This is a genomic window from Streptomyces sp. NPDC003248 (assembly GCF_055563235.1).
This window is the reverse complement of sequence record NZ_JBVHDT010000001.1, coordinates 794,269-811,822: the sequence shown is the minus strand read 5'-3', so window position 1 is coordinate 811,822 and position 17,554 is coordinate 794,269. Positions and strand designations below refer to the sequence as shown.

16 protein-coding genes and 1 tRNA gene are annotated in these 17,554 nt (G+C 72.7%); 10 read left to right on the top strand and 7 right to left on the bottom strand.

The window, feature by feature from the left end; translation table 11 throughout:
- Positions 1-251 precede the first annotated feature (251 nt).
- On the bottom strand, positions 252-833 hold the full coding sequence (locus ACZ3KJ_RS03385) for a TMEM165/GDT1 family protein (protein ID WP_467524187.1): 582 nt from the start codon (positions 831-833) through the stop codon (positions 252-254).
- 423 nt (positions 834-1,256) lie between these two features.
- Here ACZ3KJ_RS03385 and ACZ3KJ_RS03380 point away from each other — a divergent pair, with 423 nt between their 5' ends.
- From ACZ3KJ_RS03380 to ACZ3KJ_RS03360, 5 genes are all read left to right on the top strand, one after another.
- A complete protein-coding gene (locus ACZ3KJ_RS03380) occupies positions 1,257-1,901 on the top strand; it encodes an HNH endonuclease family protein (RefSeq protein ID WP_401690303.1) in 645 nt (214 codons plus the stop codon).
- Positions 1,902-2,252: 351 nt separating this feature from the next.
- Positions 2,253-3,878: an alkaline phosphatase D family protein gene (locus ACZ3KJ_RS03375; RefSeq protein ID WP_467524186.1), complete on the top strand. Its 1,626-nt coding sequence runs from the start codon at positions 2,253-2,255 to the stop codon at positions 3,876-3,878.
- Positions 3,879-4,041: 163 nt separating this feature from the next.
- Positions 4,042-6,027, top strand: a complete 1,986-nt coding sequence (locus ACZ3KJ_RS03370; protein ID WP_467524799.1) for an FAD/NAD(P)-binding protein — start codon at positions 4,042-4,044, stop codon at positions 6,025-6,027.
- Positions 6,028-6,128: 101 nt separating this feature from the next.
- Positions 6,129-6,593 carry a DoxX family protein gene (locus ACZ3KJ_RS03365; protein ID WP_467524184.1) on the top strand — a complete coding sequence of 155 codons (465 nt, stop codon included), beginning with the start codon at positions 6,129-6,131 and terminating at the stop codon, positions 6,591-6,593.
- 282 nt (positions 6,594-6,875) lie between these two features.
- Complete coding sequence (locus ACZ3KJ_RS03360) at positions 6,876-7,487, top strand: DedA family protein (RefSeq protein ID WP_467524182.1); 612 nt, start codon at positions 6,876-6,878, stop codon at positions 7,485-7,487.
- 137 nt (positions 7,488-7,624) lie between these two features.
- On the opposite strand, the gene ACZ3KJ_RS03355 is transcribed toward ACZ3KJ_RS03360, so the two are convergent.
- Together ACZ3KJ_RS03355 and ACZ3KJ_RS03350 are read right to left on the bottom strand one after the other, a co-directional pair.
- Positions 7,625-7,870: a DUF2277 domain-containing protein gene (locus ACZ3KJ_RS03355; protein WP_385062147.1), complete on the bottom strand. Its 246-nt coding sequence runs from the start codon at positions 7,868-7,870 to the stop codon at positions 7,625-7,627.
- 67 nt (positions 7,871-7,937) lie between these two features.
- Positions 7,938-8,363, bottom strand: coding sequence for a VOC family protein (locus ACZ3KJ_RS03350; protein WP_467524181.1), 426 nt, complete (start codon positions 8,361-8,363; stop codon positions 7,938-7,940).
- A 106-nt stretch (positions 8,364-8,469) separates the two neighbouring features.
- On the opposite strand from ACZ3KJ_RS03350, the gene ACZ3KJ_RS03345 reads away from it, so the two are divergent.
- Entirely contained in the window at positions 8,470-8,814 is a 345-nt protein-coding gene (locus ACZ3KJ_RS03345; protein WP_467524180.1) for a hypothetical protein, read from the top strand.
- A gap of 85 nt (positions 8,815-8,899) precedes the next feature.
- Here the strand turns inward: ACZ3KJ_RS03345 and ACZ3KJ_RS03340 are convergent.
- Positions 8,900-8,974 (bottom strand) — tRNA-Val (locus ACZ3KJ_RS03340).
- Between the two features lie 182 nt (positions 8,975-9,156).
- On the opposite strand from ACZ3KJ_RS03340, the gene ACZ3KJ_RS03335 reads away from it, so the two are divergent.
- The 3 genes from ACZ3KJ_RS03335 (at position 9,157) to ACZ3KJ_RS03325 (ending at position 12,116) form a co-directional block, all read left to right on the top strand.
- Positions 9,157-9,945 carry a DUF4097 family beta strand repeat-containing protein gene (locus tag ACZ3KJ_RS03335; protein ID WP_467524178.1) on the top strand — a complete coding sequence of 263 codons (789 nt, stop codon included), beginning with the start codon at positions 9,157-9,159 and terminating at the stop codon, positions 9,943-9,945.
- Between the two features lie 74 nt (positions 9,946-10,019).
- Positions 10,020-11,402: a hypothetical protein gene (locus ACZ3KJ_RS03330; protein WP_467524176.1), complete on the top strand. Its 1,383-nt coding sequence runs from the start codon at positions 10,020-10,022 to the stop codon at positions 11,400-11,402.
- Positions 11,403-11,564: 162 nt separating this feature from the next.
- Entirely contained in the window at positions 11,565-12,116 is a 552-nt protein-coding gene (locus ACZ3KJ_RS03325; RefSeq protein ID WP_467524174.1) for a DUF4383 domain-containing protein, read from the top strand.
- A gap of 16 nt (positions 12,117-12,132) precedes the next feature.
- On the opposite strand, the gene ACZ3KJ_RS03320 is transcribed toward ACZ3KJ_RS03325, so the two are convergent.
- From ACZ3KJ_RS03320 to ACZ3KJ_RS03310, 3 genes are all read right to left on the bottom strand, one after another.
- Positions 12,133-13,329 (bottom strand): amidase domain-containing protein, encoded by a 1,197-nt coding sequence (locus tag ACZ3KJ_RS03320; RefSeq protein WP_467524172.1) that lies wholly within the window; start codon positions 13,327-13,329, stop codon positions 12,133-12,135.
- A 151-nt stretch (positions 13,330-13,480) separates the two neighbouring features.
- Positions 13,481-14,767 carry a polysaccharide deacetylase family protein gene (locus tag ACZ3KJ_RS03315; RefSeq protein WP_467524171.1) on the bottom strand — a complete coding sequence of 429 codons (1,287 nt, stop codon included), beginning with the start codon at positions 14,765-14,767 and terminating at the stop codon, positions 13,481-13,483.
- 45 nt (positions 14,768-14,812) lie between these two features.
- Positions 14,813-17,050: a transglycosylase domain-containing protein gene (locus ACZ3KJ_RS03310; protein WP_467524169.1), complete on the bottom strand. Its 2,238-nt coding sequence runs from the start codon at positions 17,048-17,050 to the stop codon at positions 14,813-14,815.
- 240 nt (positions 17,051-17,290) lie between these two features.
- Here ACZ3KJ_RS03310 and ACZ3KJ_RS03305 point away from each other — a divergent pair, with 240 nt between their 5' ends.
- On the top strand, positions 17,291-17,521 hold the full coding sequence (locus ACZ3KJ_RS03305; protein ID WP_467524167.1) for an FmdB family zinc ribbon protein: 231 nt from the start codon (positions 17,291-17,293) through the stop codon (positions 17,519-17,521).
- Positions 17,522-17,554: the final 33 nt, after the last annotated feature.

The window sequence follows — 17,554 nt, the reverse complement described above, 5'->3', positions numbered from 1 at the left end:
GGCGACTCCAGGCAGGGACGGGGGACGCTCAGGCCGGTCCCCCGGGGGGAACAAGGCGGCCCCGCCCGCCGGTCAGGGAAAACGGGCGGGAGCCACTTTGTTTCCCCACGGTACAAAACAATCGGGGCCGCACGCCACTCCCCCCGGAAAGCGTTCACTTTCCGTTAGCTCCCCCGCCCGCCGCCACCCCGGCACCACACGGTGCGGAGCGCCCGGCACCACACGGTGCCGAGCGCCCGGCGCCTCCGGCCTCACCCCGCGATCGCCTCCCACAGGCTCCACACGCCGAGGCCCAGCATCAGCACGGCCGCGATCTGGGTGATCAGCTTCAGCGGCACCCGCTTCATCAGGGCCTTGCCGCCGACGATGCCGAGTCCGGCCACCGCCCACAGCGCCAGGACCGCGCCGAGGCCGACGGAGAGCGGGTCGTCGTAGCGGGCGGCGAGGTTCGCCGTCATGATCTGGGTGAGGTCGCCGAACTCGGCGACGAGGATGAGCATGAAGCCCGCGCCGGAGACCTTCCAGAAGGACTGGTTCTCCGGCTTGCGGATCTCCTCCTCGCCCTCGTCCTTCTTCATCAGCAGCACCGCGGCGCCGCCCAGGAAGAGCACACCGGTCAGCGCCTGCACGATCTGCTGCGGGAGCAGGGTGAGCACGCTGCCGGCGGCCACGGCGAGCACGACGTGCAGCGCGAAGGCGGCGGCGACGCCGGCGAAGACGTAGGAGGCGCGGTAGCGCGTGCCGAGGACGAGGCCGGCGAGGGCGGTCTTGTCCGGCAGTTCGGCGAGGAATACGACGCCGAAGACGAGCGCCGTCACGGTCAGGCTGATCAAGGGTCCTCAATCGGTCGGGGCCGCCCCGCCGAGAGTGCTGCTTCCTTCGCTCGAAGACGCCTCGGCACGGCAGCACACATGGCACCCGCGCCGTACGGCACAGGTGTGCACTGCTTGCCGAAGGTCTCGCTGGCCGACCCGTCCACGGGCCTGCCTCCGGGCGCCGGCTCGGCCGCCCCTGGAGGACGAGCTGAGCAGTGTGTCGACGGTCCGGCGAAGAGCTACTCCCCTTCTGCGCCGCCCATACTACGTGACTTTCCAGCCGGCCCGGCGGGGGTGAAAGTCATGTCACACGTCTTGTCTTGTCATGTACGCGTCATTAGTTTCTTACCGCGCGCACATCCCCCCGCAACGAGGCGCCACGAGCATTCACTCGCTCGCACCCCAACGCCCCACACCCCCCAGGGAGTTCGCATGTCTCGCATGTCGAAGGTCTACGCGCGTCGACGGGTCAGCATACTCGCGGCGCTCACCGGCCTCATAGCCTCCGTCGCGCTCTTCAACTCCCCGACCGCCTCCGCGGCCCTGCCGACGCCGGTCAGCGCCGCCACCGCCCGCACGTACCTCGCCTCGCTCACCGTGGCCACCGAGGACCGCACCGGCTACGACCGCGACCTCTTCCCGCACTGGATCACCCAGTCCGGCACCTGCAACACCCGCGAGGTCGTCCTGAAGCGCGACGGCACGAACGTCGTCCAGGACTCCGCCTGTGCCGCCACCAGCGGGAGCTGGTACTCCCCCTACGACGGCGCCACCTGGACCGCCGCCTCCGACCTGGACATCGACCACCTCGTGCCGCTCGCCGAGGCCTGGGACTCCGGCGCCGACTCCTGGACCACCGCCCAGCGCCAGGCGTTCGCCAACGACCTGACCCGCCCGCAGCTCATCGCCGTCACGGACAACGTCAACCAGGCCAAGAGCGACCAGGACCCCGCCACCTGGATGCCGTCCGTCACGTCGTACCGCTGCACCTACGTCCGCGCCTGGGTCCAGGTGAAGTACTACTACGGCCTCTCGGTCGACTCGGCCGAGAAGAGCGCGCTGACGAGCTACCTCTCCGCCTGCTGATCCCGGCCCCGCCCGGCCCCCGCGCGACGCGGCCTGCGGGTCCCCGGTGGCCGACCGTGCGGTTCCCCGCGCCCCTGAGGTGCGTGCCGTGCACGCCCCCGAAGGGGCGCGGGGACCTGCGCGACAAGCCACGGACCACCCGCACCCGGCAACGCACGGACCACCCGCACCCGGCAACGCACCGAACCGAACCCGGCACCGCAACGCACCGCACCGCACGGCACCGCACCGCACCGCACCGCACCGCCCCTACGGAGTACCCCGGCGCCGTACGGCCGGAATTCGGCGTCGGGACCTCGCCCGCGGCCTCCGTCGTTCCGTACCGTACGGAGCGACGGAGGAGGCGATCACGTGGCCGGACTACGGCTGGGACCCCTGCTGAGGTACACCGACGGCTCGTCCGCGACCATCTGGGTCGAGGCGAGCCGTCCGTGCGTCGCGGAGGTGCGGTGCGCGGACGGCGCCGGCGGCACGGCCGGCACCTTCCAGGTGGCGGGGCACCACTACGCCCTGGTCCCGGTGACCGGGCTGACCCCGGGCACCGCGACCGCGTACGAGGTCCTCCTCGACGGCAGCCGCGTGTGGCCGCCGCCCGACGCGCGCCTGCCCCCGTCCGTCATCCGCACCCCGGCCGGCGACGACGGGCTGCGCGTCGCCTTCGGCTCCTGCCGGTGGGCGGCGCCCCCGGCCGGCGAGCAGGACCCGGTGGGCCCCGACGCCCTGGACAGCCTGGCCACGCGCATCGCCGCCGACCCCGAGGGGGAGCGGCCCGACGTCCTGCTGCTGCTCGGTGACCAGGTGTACGCCGACGAGACCTCCGACGCGACCCGGCGGCGCCTGGCGACCCGCCGCGACCCGGCCGAGCCGCCGGGCTCCGAGGTCGCGGACTACGAGGAGTACACCTGGCTCTACTACGAGTCCTGGCTCGACCCCCACGTCCGCTGGCTGCTGTCCACCGTCCCCAGCTGCATGATCTTCGACGACCACGACGTCATCGACGACTGGAACACCTCCGCCGCCTGGCTCGCCGACATGCGGGCCACCCCCTGGTGGCGCGAGCGGATCCTGAGCGGCCTGATGTCGTACTGGGTCCACCAGCACATCGGCAACCTCTCCCCGGCCGAACTCGCCGCCGATCCGCTCTTCGCGACCGTACGGGACGCCCCCGACGGCACCGACGCCCTGCGCGACTTCGCCTGCCGGGCGGACGACGACCCCGCCTCCGTGCGCTGGAGCTACCGGCGCGACTTCGGGCGCGTCCGGCTGCTGATGGTGGACAGCAGGGCCGCGCGCGTGCTGGAGGAGGGCGGGCGGGCGATGCTCGACCCGGGCGAGGCCGCGTGGCTGCGCGAACAGGCCCTGGACGGCCCCGGCACCTACGACCACCTCCTCGTCGGCTCCTCGCTCCCCTGGCTGCTGCCGCACCTGGTGCACGACGCCGAGGCGTGGAACGCGGCCCTGTGCCGGGGGGAGCGGGGCCCGCGGTGGGCGCGGTTCTCGGAGAAGGTGCGGCGGGCGGCCGACCTGGAGCACTGGGCGGCGTTCCCCACCTCCTTCACCGCGCTCGCCGAGCTGCTCGCCGCGGCCGGTTCGGGACCGCAGGCGCCGGCGAGCGTGCTCGTCCTGTCCGGGGACGTGCACCACGCGTACGTGGCCGAGCCGAAGTGGCGGGCGGCCGCTCCGGACGCGCGGGTGCTCCAGCTCACCTGCTCGCCCGTGCACAACTCCATCCCCCTGTCGATGCGGCTCGGTTTCCGCGCCGGATGGAGCGCCCCGGCCCGCGCCCTCGGACGCCGGCTCGCACGGCACGGGCGGTGCCCCCGGCCGGTCGTGGACTGGCGCAAGACCGGCGGGCCCTGGTTCGGCAACCAGCTCATGACCCTGACGCTGAACGGGCGTTCGGCCCGGCTGCGGCTGGAGCACGCGCGGGAGAAGGGCGGGCTGACAACCGTGGAGGAGTCCGACTTGACCTCCTGAGCGGGACAACCGGGGCCAGTGGGACGCGCGTTGGCTTCCGTGGGAGCCGGGGGCATGATGAGGCGGACCGTCCGCTTCCCGAGGGTCCACCGGACCCCGCGGGGGCGTTCGACGGCTCGCCGCCTTGCGCCCCACACGCCCGGGAGTCACCCCTTTGTCCTCAGTGAACGCGGTACCGGCGTCGCCCCTCGACACCCCGCGGCCGGCGTCGGCCGCCGTGGCCCTGGTAGGTGCCGGGCCGCGCGGCACGAGTGTGCTGGAACGCCTCTGCGCGTCCGCCCCGGAACTGCTCCCGCCCGGGGTGCGGCTGACCGTCCACGTCGTCGACCCGACACCGCCCGGACCGGGCCGGGTGTGGCGCACGGCGCAGTCGCGGGAGCTGCTGATGAACACCGTGGCCTCCCAGGTGACGCTGTTCACCGACGACAGCGTGGACTGTGCCGGCCCCGTCCGGCCCGGCCCCAGCCTGCACGAGTGGGCGGCCGGCACGCTGGGCCCGGACGACTACCCGACCCGCGCCGACTACGGCCGCTACCTGGAGTGGGTGTTCGCGCGGACCGTCCGCCAGGCCCCGCCCGAGGTGCGGGTGGAGACGCACGCGGCCCGCGCGGTCCGGCTGGACGACGCCGTGGACGGCCGTCAGACGCTCACCCTGGACGACGGCCGGATCCTGCCCGGGCTGGCCGCCGTGGTCCTCGCGCAGGGCCATCTGCCGGTCGTCGCCGACGCGGCCCAGCGGCGTCACGCCGCCCACGCCGGCCGGCACGGCCTGCGCCACGTCCCGCCGGCCAACCCGGCCGACGTCGACCTCTCCGCCCTCGGCCCCGGCGAACCGGTGCTGCTGCGCGGACTGGGCCTGAACTTCTTCGACCACACGGCCCTGCTCACGACCGGGCGCGGCGGCCGCTTCGTCCCCTCCGGCCGGGGGCTGCGCTACCTGCCCTCCGGCCGCGAGCCGCGCCTGTACGCCGGCTCCCGGCGGGGCGTGCCGTACCAGGCGCGCGGCGACAACGCCAAGGGCCCCTACGGCCGCCACGTCCCGCTCGTCCTCACCCCCGAGGTGATCTCCGGCTTCCGCAAGCGGGCGGACTCCGGTGACGCGCCCGACTTCCTGGCGGAGATATGGCCGCTGGTGGCGAAGGAGGTGGAGACGGTCTACTACACGGCCCTCCTCGGGGACCGGGACTTCACCGACCGCTTCCTGGACGTCCCGCACGGCGACCCGCGGGAGGCCGCCCTCCTCGACGCGTCCGGTGTGGCGCGGGCCGACCGCTGGAGCTGGGAGCGGATCGCGCGGCCTTACGCGGGGCGGGAGTTCACGGACCCGGGGCGGTGGCGGGAGTGGCTGCTGGCGTATCTGCGGCGGGACGCCGAGGAGGCGGCGCGGGGCAATGTGCGCGGGCCGCTGAAGGCCGCCCTGGACGTGCTGCGCGACCTGCGCAACGAACTGCGGCTGGTCGTGGACCACGGAGGGCTGCCCGGCGCCTCCCGCCGGGACCACCTCGACCGCTGGTACACGCCGCTCAACGCCTTCCTCTCCATCGGCCCGCCCCGCCGCCGCATCGAGGAGCTGGTCGCGCTGGTGGAGGCCGGGGTGGTGGAGGTGCTGGGCCCCGGGCTGGAGGTGCGTGAGGAGGACGGGGCCTGGCGGGCGCACTCGCCGGACGTGCCGGGCTCGGACGTGCGGGTGACCGCCCTCGTCGAGGCCCGGCTTCCGGAACCGGACCTGCGGCGCACCGCCGACGGCCTCCTGTCCCGGCTGCTGCGGACCGGCCGGTGCCGCCCGCACACGGTCGACGGATACGTCACCGGAGGCCTGGACGTGACCCCGCGGCCGTACCACCTGATCGACCGTCACGGCCGGGCCCACGCACGCCGTTTCGCGTTCGGCGTGCCCACGGAAGGGGTGCACTGGGTGACCGCGGCGGGCGCCCGCCCGGGAGTCGACTCGGTCACGCTGTCGGACGCGGACGCGGTGGCGAGGGCGGTCCTGCGCGCGGCGGGGACGGAACCGGAACCGGCGGGGACGGAGGGGGAACCGGCGGGGGTGAAGGCATCGGAGGCGGGCGCCGGCCCGGCGGGGGCGGACGCCGGTCCCGCCGCGGACGGCCGACCATGGCCGAATGTTGAACTTGCAAGCATTGATTAGGTACGCCTAACGTGGGTCGCTCATTCGGTACCGCCGTCCCCCCACCGGCCGGCCCGTCCCCCGGACCGGCCGCCCGACCGACACCGAAGGAGCACCCCCGCATGTCCGCTCGTCTCGACACCGCACGCCCGTACGCGATCGGCCTGTACCGCATCGTCGTCGGCCTGCTCTTCGCCTGCCACGGCGCCGCCTCGCTCTTCGGCGTCCTCGGCGGCGCCTCCGGCACCGACGGCGGCACCGTCGACGCCGGCATCTGGCCCGGCTGGTACGCGGCCGTGATCCAGCTGCTCTGCGGCGGCCTGGTCCTGCTCGGCCTGGGCACCCGCGCCGCCGCGCTCCTCGCCTCGGGCTCCATGGCGTACGCCTACTTCACGGTCCACCAGCCCGGGGCGCTGTGGCCCATGGAGAACGGCGGCGAGTCCTCCGCGCTGTTCTGCTGGGCCCTCCTGCTGCTGGTCTTCACCGGCTCGGGCGCGCTCGGCCTGGACCGGCTGTTCACCCGCCGGTCGCGGCCGGCGGCGGAGCGGCGGGAACCGGCCGCGCGGAAGGCGCCGGTCGGCGCCTGAGCCGCCCGCCACGGCGCACGAGCGGGCGCCCTCCGCCGGCCACGGGGGGCGCTCCGCCCGGAGGCGGAACGGCTTGAACGGCTTCCGGAGCGCCCCGCCCCGCTCGAACAGCCCGCCCCGCGATCGACCGGGTGAACGAGCTGTGCCGAACACACGAGCCCCCGGTGAAACGTCTGTCACACCCGCGGCGTACGCTGTATGGCTGTCATCGGCCGCACCTGCCGCTCCCCCGCGACATCGCGGCACGGTCGGACCGTACGGGGGAGACACGGGGAGTCAGCGGTGTTCGAAAGTGTGGGGGCGTTGGTCGGCGCCCCATGGATCTACGCGCTGGTGGCCCTGTCGGTCCTCCTCGACGTGTTCCTGCCGGTGCTGCCGAGCGGGGTGCTGGTCATCACGGCGGCGACGGCGGCGGCCGCGGGCTCGGGGGCGGCGACCGGACTGGTCGCGCACGAGGTCCCGGACGTCCTGGCGCTGATCCTGTGCGCGGCGACCGCCTCGGTCCTGGGCGACCTGGCCGCCTACCGCCTGGCCCGGCGCGGCGGCGCCCGCCTGGACCGCGCGATCTCCCGCTCCCGGCGGCTCACGACCGCGCAGGAACGTCTCGGCGGGGCCCTGTCCCGGGGCGGCGGCGCGCTGGTCGTCCTCGCCCGCTTCGCCCCGGCCGGCCGCTCGGTCGTCTCGCTCATCGCGGGCGCCGCCCAACGCCGCGCCCGCGACTTCCTGCCCTGGTCCGCCCTGGCCGGCCTCTCCTGGGCCGCGTACAGCGCCGCCCTCGGCTACTTCGGCGCGCACTGGCTGGGCACGACCTGGCTGGCCACGGGCGTCTCCCTGCTCGCCCTGTTCGCCGCGGGCGCGGGCGCGGCGTACCTGATGCGGCGGCAGCCCGCCTGAGACCCCGTCCGGCCGGTCACGGGCGGCCGGCCGGCAGCGGGTGATCAGCAGCGGGCGCGCCACCGCCCCGGAGCCGCGCACCGGCCCCGGCCGAGCCGTGCCGGGCCCCCACGGGACGCCGGCCCGGCCGCCCGGACTCACGCGCCCGGCGCCACGGACCCGCGCCCCGCGGGCGCGCCCCGGACCTCCAGTCCGCCCAGCAGCTCGGCCGTGGCCCCCGCGATCGCCTCCACCGCCTTGTCGAACACCTCCCGGTTGTGCGCGGCGGGCGCCCGGAAGCCGGACACCTTCCGCACGTACTGGAGGGCCGCGGCCCTGATCTCGTCCTCCGTGGCCTCCTCGGCCAGCGCGGGCGGGCGCAGTGTCTTGATGCTCCGGCACATGCCTCCAGTCTCACCCCTGCCCCCACGCCGGCCCAGCGGTCGTCGCCGCGGCGAGCCCGGGTCCCGCTCAGCGGACCGGCTCGCCGATGCCCAGCAGGTTCCCCTCGCTGTCACGGAACCAGGCGGCGCGCTCCCCGCGCGCGCCCTTGCTCGGGTAGTGGCCGTCGATCGCGGCGATGCCGTCCTCCGTCCGGAGGCCGGGCACGTCGACCTCCTCGAACGTCACACCGCGCCGCCTGAGTTCCGACACGGCGGTGTCGAGGTCGTCGACCTCCCACCCCATCTGCGTGAAGGTCCCGGGCGAGGTCCCCGCCGACGTGAACAGGGCGAACTCCGTGCCCCCGCACCGGTACAGCAGTCCGCCGGGCCGTTCGTCGACGGGCTCCAGACCGAGCCGCTCGGCGTAGAAGCGCCGCGCCCGGTCCAGGTCCCGCGCCGGGAGCCTGGTCGCCACTCTCCCCCGGGCGAGGATGTTCTCTTCGTCCGCGTTCATACCTCCACTGTGCCGCGCGACCCGGCCGACGGAGACCGCCCACCCGAACACATGAACCCGCCGAAGCGAGTCGCGACCCAAATTCGAACAGGCGTACCATTGCCGAGTGGCTACGACCTACGACTTTCCCAGCGACCTGCGCGCCGGTCAGGAGGAGCTGCATCAGGTCCGGGCCGAGCTGTCGGCCCTGCTGAAGCGGCTGCCCTGGTCGGTCGAGCCGTTGGACGGCTTCAGTGACGACGGCGGCTGGCGCAAGGTGGAACGGCCCGCCTCACCGGGCTGGACGGCCGACGAGCAGGCCGAGGTGGAGAAGCTCCGGCAGCGCGAGCACGAACTCGCGGTGTTCGTGAGCGGCCACCGCTTCTGGGCGGAGGTCGCCGCGGGCGACCGGGTGGCGGCCCGTATGCGGCTCAAGCACGCCCACGAGAGCCCGTCCGGCGAGGAGGGCTGAAGAGGCCTGCGGGGCGGGACGGAGGAGGGCTGACGGGACACGCGAAAGGGCCCCCGGGACTTCCCGGAGGCCCTCGCGCGTCATCTGGTGGGCGCGGACGGTTTCGAACCGCCGACATCCTGCTTGTAAGGCAGGCGCTCTACCCCTGAGCTACGCACCCAGAACGAGTCGACAGCCTACCTTGCCCGGGGCACTGTCCCGCAAACCCGTATCGGGGGGTTGTCCCCACCCCGGATACGGGAGCGCACCGGATCGTGCGCCGGACGGCCGCTGCCTACCGTCGAAGGCGTCAGGAACAGCGGCGTCGACGCGGGCCGAGCGGTCCGTCCAGGGGGAACCACCATGATCCGTACCACCGCCCCGGCACGCGCGGCGCGCGGGGCACGCGCCGCCCTGGTCACCGCTGTCGTCGTGGCGCTCGCCGCGACCGCGACCGCCTGCGCCTCCGCCGGCGACGACGAGCACCCCGACCACCGGTCCTTCGCACTGCGGGGCGACACCCTCACCGTCGACTCCGACGACTCGGCGCTGGAGATCGTCGCCTCGGACGCGCACCCGGCGGGCACGGTCCGGGTCACCCGGTGGTTCGACGGGTCGGTCGCGATCGGCGACGGCCCGGAGGTGTCCTGGTCGATGAAGGACGACCGGCTGGTGCTGCGGGTGCGCTGCTCCGGTGTGATCGCCGACTGCGCGGCCGAGCACCGGGTCGAGGTGCCCCGGGGGGTCGCCGTCATGGTGGAGGAGGACGACGGCAGCGTCCGCGCGTCGGGCTTCCGGGACGCCCTGAGCATCCGCACGGCCGACGGCGCGGTGCGGGTCACCGACTCCAGCGGCCCGCTGGACCTGCGCAGCGACGACGGTGCGGTGCGGGCCGAGGTCTCCTCCCGGCAGGTGAGCGCCCGCACCCAGGACGGCTCGGTCCGCCTCGACCTCGGCGTCGTACCGGACCGGGTGGAGACGGCCTCCGACGACGGGCCGGTGACGATCGCGCTGCCCCGGGCGACCTACCGCGTCACGGCGGAGACCGACGACGGCGCGGTGGACGTCTCCGTGCCCCGGGAGGCCTCCAGCGCGCACGTGGTCTCCGCGCGGACGCAGGACGGCAACGTCACGGTGCGGAACGCGAACTGACCGGCCCGTGTGTTCGTCCCTTACCGGTGGGACAATGACACCGGGCAGGGCCGATGACAGCACGGGAGAGGGATGTGACGGCGACACCAGCACAGCCGTACTCGCCGTCGGTGCCGCGCGCACGCCTGCGCGTGCTCGGGGACACCCTGACCCTGCTGGCCGCCGTGCCGCTCGTCGCCGCCCTCGCGCTGCCCGCCGCGTTCGCCGGCGGCGGCACCCGGCGCTGGTTCGGCGGCCGGGCGGAGAGCCAGCGGGCGGAGGCGCAGGCCGCCAAGGACGCGGCGGCGGCCGCGTTCTACGAACTGGACACGGCCCAGCGGGACCTGCGGATCTCGATCGAGACGATCACGGCGGTCGACGACTCGCCGGCCGCCCGGCGCGCGGTCGCCGACTTCGAGGGCATCGGCCGGCGCATCGACGAGGTGAGCCACCAGTACATCCAGGCCGTCGACGCCCATGACCTCGACCGCGACGATCTGGAGGCGTCGGCCGCCACCCGGGCGCGCGCCGAGCTGATCCGGGCCAAGGACGAACTGGAGCGCGTGAAGCGGGAGCTGGACCGGTTCGCCGAGGGGCTCGGTCCGCTGCTGGGCAAGGCCGAGACGCAACTGGCCCGGCTGGCGCCCGCCGTGGAGCGGGCCCGGCAGGCGCTGCTGGCCGCGTCGAACGCGCTGGACGCCGCCCGGGGAACCGGGCTGAGGGCCGACGACCTCGCGGCCCGGCTCGCGGCGCTCGCGCCCGAACTGACCAAGCTGAACCAGGGCGCCGGGCAGCACGGCGTGCCGCAGACGCTGGAGCGGGCCGAGCGGGTCTCCCGGGAGGCCGAGGCGGTCCGCACGGAGGCCGGGCGGCTGCCGGAGCGGGCCGCGGAGATCGACCACCGGCTGGTGTCGCTGCGCACCCGGGCGCAGGCGCTGACGACCCGCGCCGGGCAGGTCGAACCGGTGCTCAGCGAGCTGCGCCGGCGCTTCACCGCGGCCTGCTGGCAGGACCTCCAGCGCGTCCCCGACCAGGCCGCGGAGCACATACGGCAGGCCGAGGCGAAGCTGGCCGAGGCACGGGACGCGCGGGACGCGCAGCGCTGGGCGGACGCCACCGCGCTGCTGTCGACCGCGCGGGCGCTGCTGAACTCCACCGACGAGGCGGTGTCGGCCGCCGGGGACCGGCTGACCCGGCTGAACGCCGTGCAGAAGGACCCTCGGCAGGAGATCGAGCGGACCCGGTTCGCGATCCGGGACGCGCAGCGGCTGGCGATGGCGGGGCGCACCACCCCCGACCCGCGCGACGCGCGTCCGCTGGACGAGTCCGTGGCGCGCCTGGAGCGGGCGGCGGCCACGCTGGAGGGACGCCACCCCGACTACTGGCACTTCCTCACGGAGACGGAGGCCGTGCGGCACACGGTGGCCGGTGTGGTGGCCCGCATCCGTGAGGAGCGGGGGGCGGCGGCCGGCCACTGAGCCGTCGTAGCTGCCGTAGCCGTCACTGCCGTCACCGCCGTCACGGCGGCGCTGCCGTTGCCGCCGGAGCACGCCGGGCGGATATTGGGAAGGACGGCCGGGCCGCGTCCGTACGGGCGCGCACGGCCGCCGTGGGCACCTCACACCCTCAGGGAGGCGACGATGGCCACCCACGCAGTGCACGGCAGGCAGCGGAAGCGGATCAACTTCGACGAGCACCTACCGGTCGACCACCGCCTGAACCGGGTCTACCGGATCGGCGCCGGCGTCATGGGCCTCGGACTGCTCGTCTTCGGCGTCTTCGGCATCCTGGACCGGATCGGCTTCTTCGACACGGGCGGTGACACCGTCTGGGGCCTGAACACCAACGGCGCGCTCAGCTGGCTGTCGGTCGCCGTCGGGCTGCTGCTGCTCGTGGGCATGGTGATCGGCGGGAACTTCGCGTCGACGCTGAACATGGTGCTCGGCATCCTGTTCATCCTCAGCGGCTTCCTGAACATGGCGCTGCTGGAGACGCCGTACAACTTCCTGGCCTTCGAGATCCAGAACTGCATGCTCAGTTTCGTGATCGGCATCCTGCTGCTGGTGTTCGGGATGTACGGCAGGGTCGGATCGGCCCTGCCGCACGACAACCCGTACTGGCGGGCCCGCCACCCCGAGTTCGCGGAGCGGCGGGACGTTCACCAGGAGCGGCGGAAGGAGTTCCCCGCCTGATCGGGTACGGGCCCGATCAGGTGCGGTAGGCGTAGTACGCGGCCGTGGGGTACGACGCGATGATGCTCGCCACCGACCTGCTGTAGGTGTTGGTGGAGTGGTACGTCACGTACGGCACGCCCTGGCTGCGGGACGTGACGATCATGGTGTGGTCCTTGGAGCCGTCCTTGTCGAAGTCGACCTGGAGCACGTCGCCGACGTCCAGCTGGTAGACGTTGGCGAGGCTGGTCGTCCGCTTCGAGTTCTGGGCGAACCAGGACCACTCGTTGACGCCGACGAACGAGTCCGACTGGATGTCGGCGTTGCCGAACCACTTGGTGTAGTCGTACACGTAGCCCGGGACGTGCTTCCAGCCGCCGGCCTTCAGGGCCTGGCTGACGAAGTTGGTGCAGTCGCCGCCGGCGCCCGCCCCGTTGAAGTCCGGGTAGGCGGTGTTGTAGCTCGACCAGTACTGCTTCGCGTACGCCGCCATCGCCTGGTAGTCCAGGCCGCTCGCGGTGAAGTTCTTCGCGTCGGCCGGGGCCGGGTACGTGGTCGACGCCTTGGGCGCCGACGGCGTGGTGGTCGCGGCCGTCGTCGCCGTCGGCGTCGCCGCGGTCATGGGCTCGACGGTCGGCTCGGCCGGCTGGTTCACCGCGAGGTAGCCCTCGTCGGTGTCGCGGACGGCGGTCAGCTGCCAGTCGCCGTTGCGGTCGGCGGTGAACGTCAGCTCGTGGTGGGCCTGGAAGCCGGTGGTGTTCGGCTCGTCGCCGCGGACCTTCTGGTAGGTGAGCGTCGTGGTCTCGGTGACCGCGACCTTGGCCTTGCGGCCCTTCACGCTCGTGGCGTCCAGGGTGACGGTGGTGCTGCCCTTGCTGTACTTCTCGCCGAGCTTGGCGAGCCGTTCCTTGCGCCGGTCCAGCGAGGACAGGGCGGCGTCCTCCTTGCGGGCCTGGCCCGAGGACATGCGTACGTCACCGGAGAAGCCGTCGGTCAGCGGCTTCTCCCGGTTTCCCTGCCCGCCCGCGACCAGGGCGTCGGTGCGGTCGGTGAAGACCGCGTCCGCCAGCCGCTGGAAGGTGGCCTTGGTCTTGGCATCCACCGTCGGGTCGTCGACGACGGAGGCGCCCGCGCTCCAGTTGGGCAGCAGCGCCACCCCGGCGACGACCGAGGTCGCCGCCGCCCCGAGTATCGCGGCACGCCGCCGCGTACGGCTCAGTTTCCTTGACTTCACTGATGTTTCCCCTCTTGCCCCGGCGGAGGGATGCCGGGGAGAGGGCATCTTTGCACGGTGCCTGTGGCCGCTGTGAAGAGGGATGTGCCCGCGGACCGGAGGACGTTACTGGAACGTCACTACTCCCCGGCCCGCGGCCCCCGCCCGGCGGTCACTGCACGACGGTCGACCAGTCCGGCGACTGCGCCGGGTCCAGGGTGCGCAGCCGCTCCAGCGTCTCGGGCGTCTGCACGTCCATCCAGTCCGCCAGCTCCTTGAAGGAGACGCACTTGACGTCCTTCTTGGTGCACACGTTCTTGATGACCTCGTCGACGGCGTTCATGTAGATGCCGCCGTTCCACTGCTCGAAGTGGTTGCCGATGAACAGCGGGGCCCGGCTGCCGTAGTAGACGCGGTCGAAGCCGGCCATGTAGGTGTCGGTGGTCTCCTGCTGCCACTGCGCGTACATGTCCGGGTCGCCCTCGGTCTCGCCCTCGGACTGGTTGTAGAGGAAGTTGAAGTCCATGGACAGGCCCTGGTAGTCGCCGTTCTCGTACGGCAGCATCTGGAGCGGGAAGTCCCAGATGCCGTTCTTCTTCGTCGGCCAGATCTGGAAGTCGCCGGCGGAACTGGCGTCGTAGCGCCAGCCGTAGCTCTTGGCGGCCTTCAGCAGGTTCGCCTGGCCCTCCAGGCAGGGGGCGCGGCCACCGGTGACCTCCTTCTCGAAGTCGAAGGGCAGCGGGTCCATGTCGGTGTAGCCGGTGTTGGTCTTCCAGTTCTCGACGAAGGAGTAGAACTGGTCGATCTCGCTCTTCCACTCCTCGACGCTCCAGTCGCCGCCGCCCTCCTCCCCGCAGAAGTGACCGTTGAAGTGGGTGCCGATCTCGTTGCCCTCCTCCCACGCCTTGGCGAGGTCCTCGAGCGTGGTGCGGATGTGTTCGTCGGTGGGGAAGCTGATCGCCGCGGAGCCCTTGGGGTGCTGGGGCGGGCTGTAGAGGTCGGCCTTGCTCTTGGGCAGCAGGTAGATGCCGGTGAGGAAGAACGTCATGTGGGCGTCGTACTTCTTCGCCATCTCCCGGTAGTGGGTGAACAGCCCGTCGTCGCCGGCGAGCGCGCCGTCCCAGGAGAAGACGACGAACTGGGGCGGTTTCTCACCGGGCTTGAGCGGTTCGGCCTTCAGCTGGCCGTCCTGCGGGCCGGTGTACGAGGTGGAGCCGTCCCCCAGGACTTCGGTCTTGCCGTCCCATTCCGGCTCCCCGGACGCCGCCGAGGTCGTCCTGTCGTCCCCCGAGGACGCGGTCGGCGTGGTGTTGTCCGTGCGGTTGAGCACCAGGTAGCCCGCCGTCAGCGAGGCGACGACGAGGAACGCCGCCAGGGTCAGGAACCCCGGGTGGAAGGCGGTGCTGCGGCTGCGGCGCGTTGCCCGGGCCTTGCGGCGGCGGCCCGACGGTGGCTTCATTGCGGCTCATTCTCCAGGCGGTTGGGGAGGTGGCCCGCTCGGTGGTCAGCCGAGCGGGTTCATGGCACCGGACCAGATGTCGTAGGGGACGCTGTCGTCGCCGGTGCCCGCGATGCCCTTCAGCGGCAGTGGTTCGAGGCTCTCGGCCAGATCGATGCGGTAGACGACGACGGCCGTGGAGACGGACGAGGCGGTGCCCACGTACCAGGCAGCCGTGTCCTTCTCCGTGGTCCCGGCCTTGCCCGCCACCTCAGCTCCGGCCGACGCGGCGTCGGGGTGGGCGGTGCGGAAGGAGTCCGTGAGCGCGCTGGTGACCTCTTCGGCCACGTCGGCGCCGACCGCCCGGGTCGGGTCGGGCAGGTCCAGCCGGACCTTGGTGCCGTTGTGGGTGATCTGCCGCACCGAGTAGGGCTCGGTGTGCTTGCCGGCCGCGGCGAAGGTGGAGTAGCCACTGGCCATGCGGATGGCGCTGGGCGTGGAGCTGCCCATGGACAGGGCGGGGACCTGCGCGCCGATGCTGGAGGACAGCAGTCCGGACGCCTCGGCGGTGGCGCGCACCTTCTCCAGGCCGACGTCCATGCCGAGCTGCATGAACGGGGTGTTCACCGACAGCGCCAGGGCCTGGTGCAGCGTGATGTCCCCGTAGGACTTGTCGCCGTCGTTGCTGGCGGACACCTTGCGGCCGCTGCGGTCCCAGTACGGCCCTTCCGGTGTGGTCACGGGCACGTCGTCGTCACCGTTGTAGACGGACTCCCCGGTGATCGGGGTCGCCTCCCCGTCGCGGCTCTTCTGGACGCCGTGCTCCAGTCCCGCCGCGTACACGAACGGCAGGAACGCGGTACCGGCGGGCACGGTGGTGGCGTTGGACTCGTTGTAGCCCTGCGTACGGTGGTCGGGGCCGCCGTACACGGCGAGGATCCGGCCGTCGTCGGCCACCGACGCGGCACCGTAGTGCGCGGTCTTCGCGGTCTTCGGGTCGTCCTTCAGCGCCTTCTTGCGGGCCTTGGTGACGGCGTCGGTGAGCTCGGTCTCCAGGTCCTTGTCGAAGGTCGTGTAGATCTGGTAGCCGCCGAGGTCGAAGTCCTTGTCGGAGATCTTCGCGGTTTTCTTGGCGTACTGCGAGGCCAGCTCGACCAGGTAGTCGCTCTGCTCACCGGTGTCGTACAGCGGGTTGCTCTTGAGCGGCTCCGGGAACTTCTTGTAGGTGGCCCGCTCGGCCGCGGACAGCTTGCCGATGACGACCATGCGGTCCAGGGTCCAGGACCAGCGTTCGACGGCCCGGGCGCGGTTGGCGCTGCTCAGGGTCGGGTCGTACAGGCCGGCGCCCTTCAGGAGGGACGCGAGGAAGGCGGCCTCGCTGGCGTTGAGCTTGCTGACGTCCTTGCCGTAGTAGGCCTGGGCGGCGCGCTGGATGCCGTAGGTGCCGCGGCCGAACCAGCTGGTGTTGAGGTAGCCCTCGAGGATCTCGTCCTTGCTCATCTGGTTGTCGAGCTTGAGGGCGATCATCGCCTCGGTGAACTTGCGGCTGACCGTCTGGTCCTGGTTCAGGTAGACGTTCTTGACGTACTGCTGGGTGATCGTGGAGCCGCCCTGGGTGTCGCCCTGGCCGATGGTGCGGAACAGGGCGCGGCTGATGCCCTTGAAGGAGATGCCGGGGTCGCTGTAGAAGCTCTCGTTCTCGGCGGCGAGGACCGCCCAGCGGACGTCCTCGGGGATGTCCTCCAGCGGCATCGCCTGCCGCTGCACCCAGCCGGTACGGGCCATGGGCGTCCCGTCGGCCCAGAAGTACACGTTGTCCTGCTGGGTGGCGTACGTGTTGAGGTCGTCGGGGATGTCGGTGGCCGCGTAGGCGACGACCAGGAAGAGGCTGCTGAGGCCTATGGAGGCCAGCGCGCCGCCCAGCCACTGCCGCCAGGAGGGGAGCCAGCGGCGCCAGCCGGTGCGGCCCGGCCGCGGGTACTGCGGCCGCATACGGCGGACGTACGGCGTGACACGTGCGACCAGGGGGGCGAGGACCGCGGTCAGGGGGGCCAGCCGGGCGAACAGGGGTGCGAAGCGGGTGCGGAGGGAAGGCTTCGGCGCCTTGCGGCGGCTCCCCGTCGTACGGGCTCTGCCCGTCGTGCCCGACCCGCCCGACGAGTCGGCTACGTCCTCTATGTCGGGTATGCCCTGTTCCGGTACGCGCAGTTGCATGGTCTCGTCCGCCTTGAAAGGCGTCGGAACCTTCAACTGCATGGTGGCGTCCGGCTCATGGGGCTCCTCCCCCTGCCCCGCCTGGGTCACGATGTGTCTCCCTCCGCACTGACGTGTTGCTCGCGTAGGCAGACGTACAGACGAACGAGGGTCCGACATGGTTGCCGTTGACGCGGCTGCAAACCCTGAATCCCCCCGACCTCGCGGTTCTCGCGGCGCTCTCAAATTACCAGCGCTCTTCGCAAACTCTCCACATAAGAAATCGACAGAAGCGAACACCATCGAAACGGATGGGCCCACATCGTCGCAAAGGCGGATTAGCCTGTGAGCATGCCTCGCTACGAGTACCGCTGCCGGACCTGCGGCGACACCTTCGAACTGAGCCGTCCCATGGCCGAGTCCTCCGCCCCCGCCGACTGCCCCGCCGGTCACGGCGACACGGTCAAACTGCTGTCCACGGTAGCCGTGGGCGGCACCGCCTCCGCCTCCGCCCCCGCCCCCACGCCGGGCGGCGGAGGCGGGGGCGGAGGCGGCTGCTGCGGCGGGGGCTGCTGCGGCTGACGGCACGGCCCCCGGCCGGTGCCGGGCCGGGGG

What these genes read in the sequence shown, in the direction of transcription:
- ACZ3KJ_RS03355 (WP_385062147.1), bottom strand. Translation starts at nt 7,870, where the DNA reads ATGTGCCGGAGCATCAAGACACTGCGCCCGCCCGCGCTGGCCGAGGAG.
- ACZ3KJ_RS03350 (WP_467524181.1), bottom strand. Translation starts at nt 8,363, where the DNA reads ATGAACGCGGACGAAGAGAACATCCTCGCCCGGGGGAGAGTGGCGACC.
- ACZ3KJ_RS03325 (WP_467524174.1), top strand. Translation starts at nt 11,565, where the DNA reads ATGGCCACCCACGCAGTGCACGGCAGGCAGCGGAAGCGGATCAACTTC.
- ACZ3KJ_RS03380 (WP_401690303.1), top strand. Translation starts at nt 1,257, where the DNA reads ATGTCGAAGGTCTACGCGCGTCGACGGGTCAGCATACTCGCGGCGCTC.
- ACZ3KJ_RS03305 (WP_467524167.1), top strand. Translation starts at nt 17,291, where the DNA reads ATGCCTCGCTACGAGTACCGCTGCCGGACCTGCGGCGACACCTTCGAA.
- ACZ3KJ_RS03335 (WP_467524178.1), top strand. Translation starts at nt 9,157, where the DNA reads ATGATCCGTACCACCGCCCCGGCACGCGCGGCGCGCGGGGCACGCGCC.
- ACZ3KJ_RS03315 (WP_467524171.1), bottom strand. Translation starts at nt 14,767, where the DNA reads ATGAAGCCACCGTCGGGCCGCCGCCGCAAGGCCCGGGCAACGCGCCGC.
- ACZ3KJ_RS03365 (WP_467524184.1), top strand. Translation starts at nt 6,129, where the DNA reads ATGTCCGCTCGTCTCGACACCGCACGCCCGTACGCGATCGGCCTGTAC.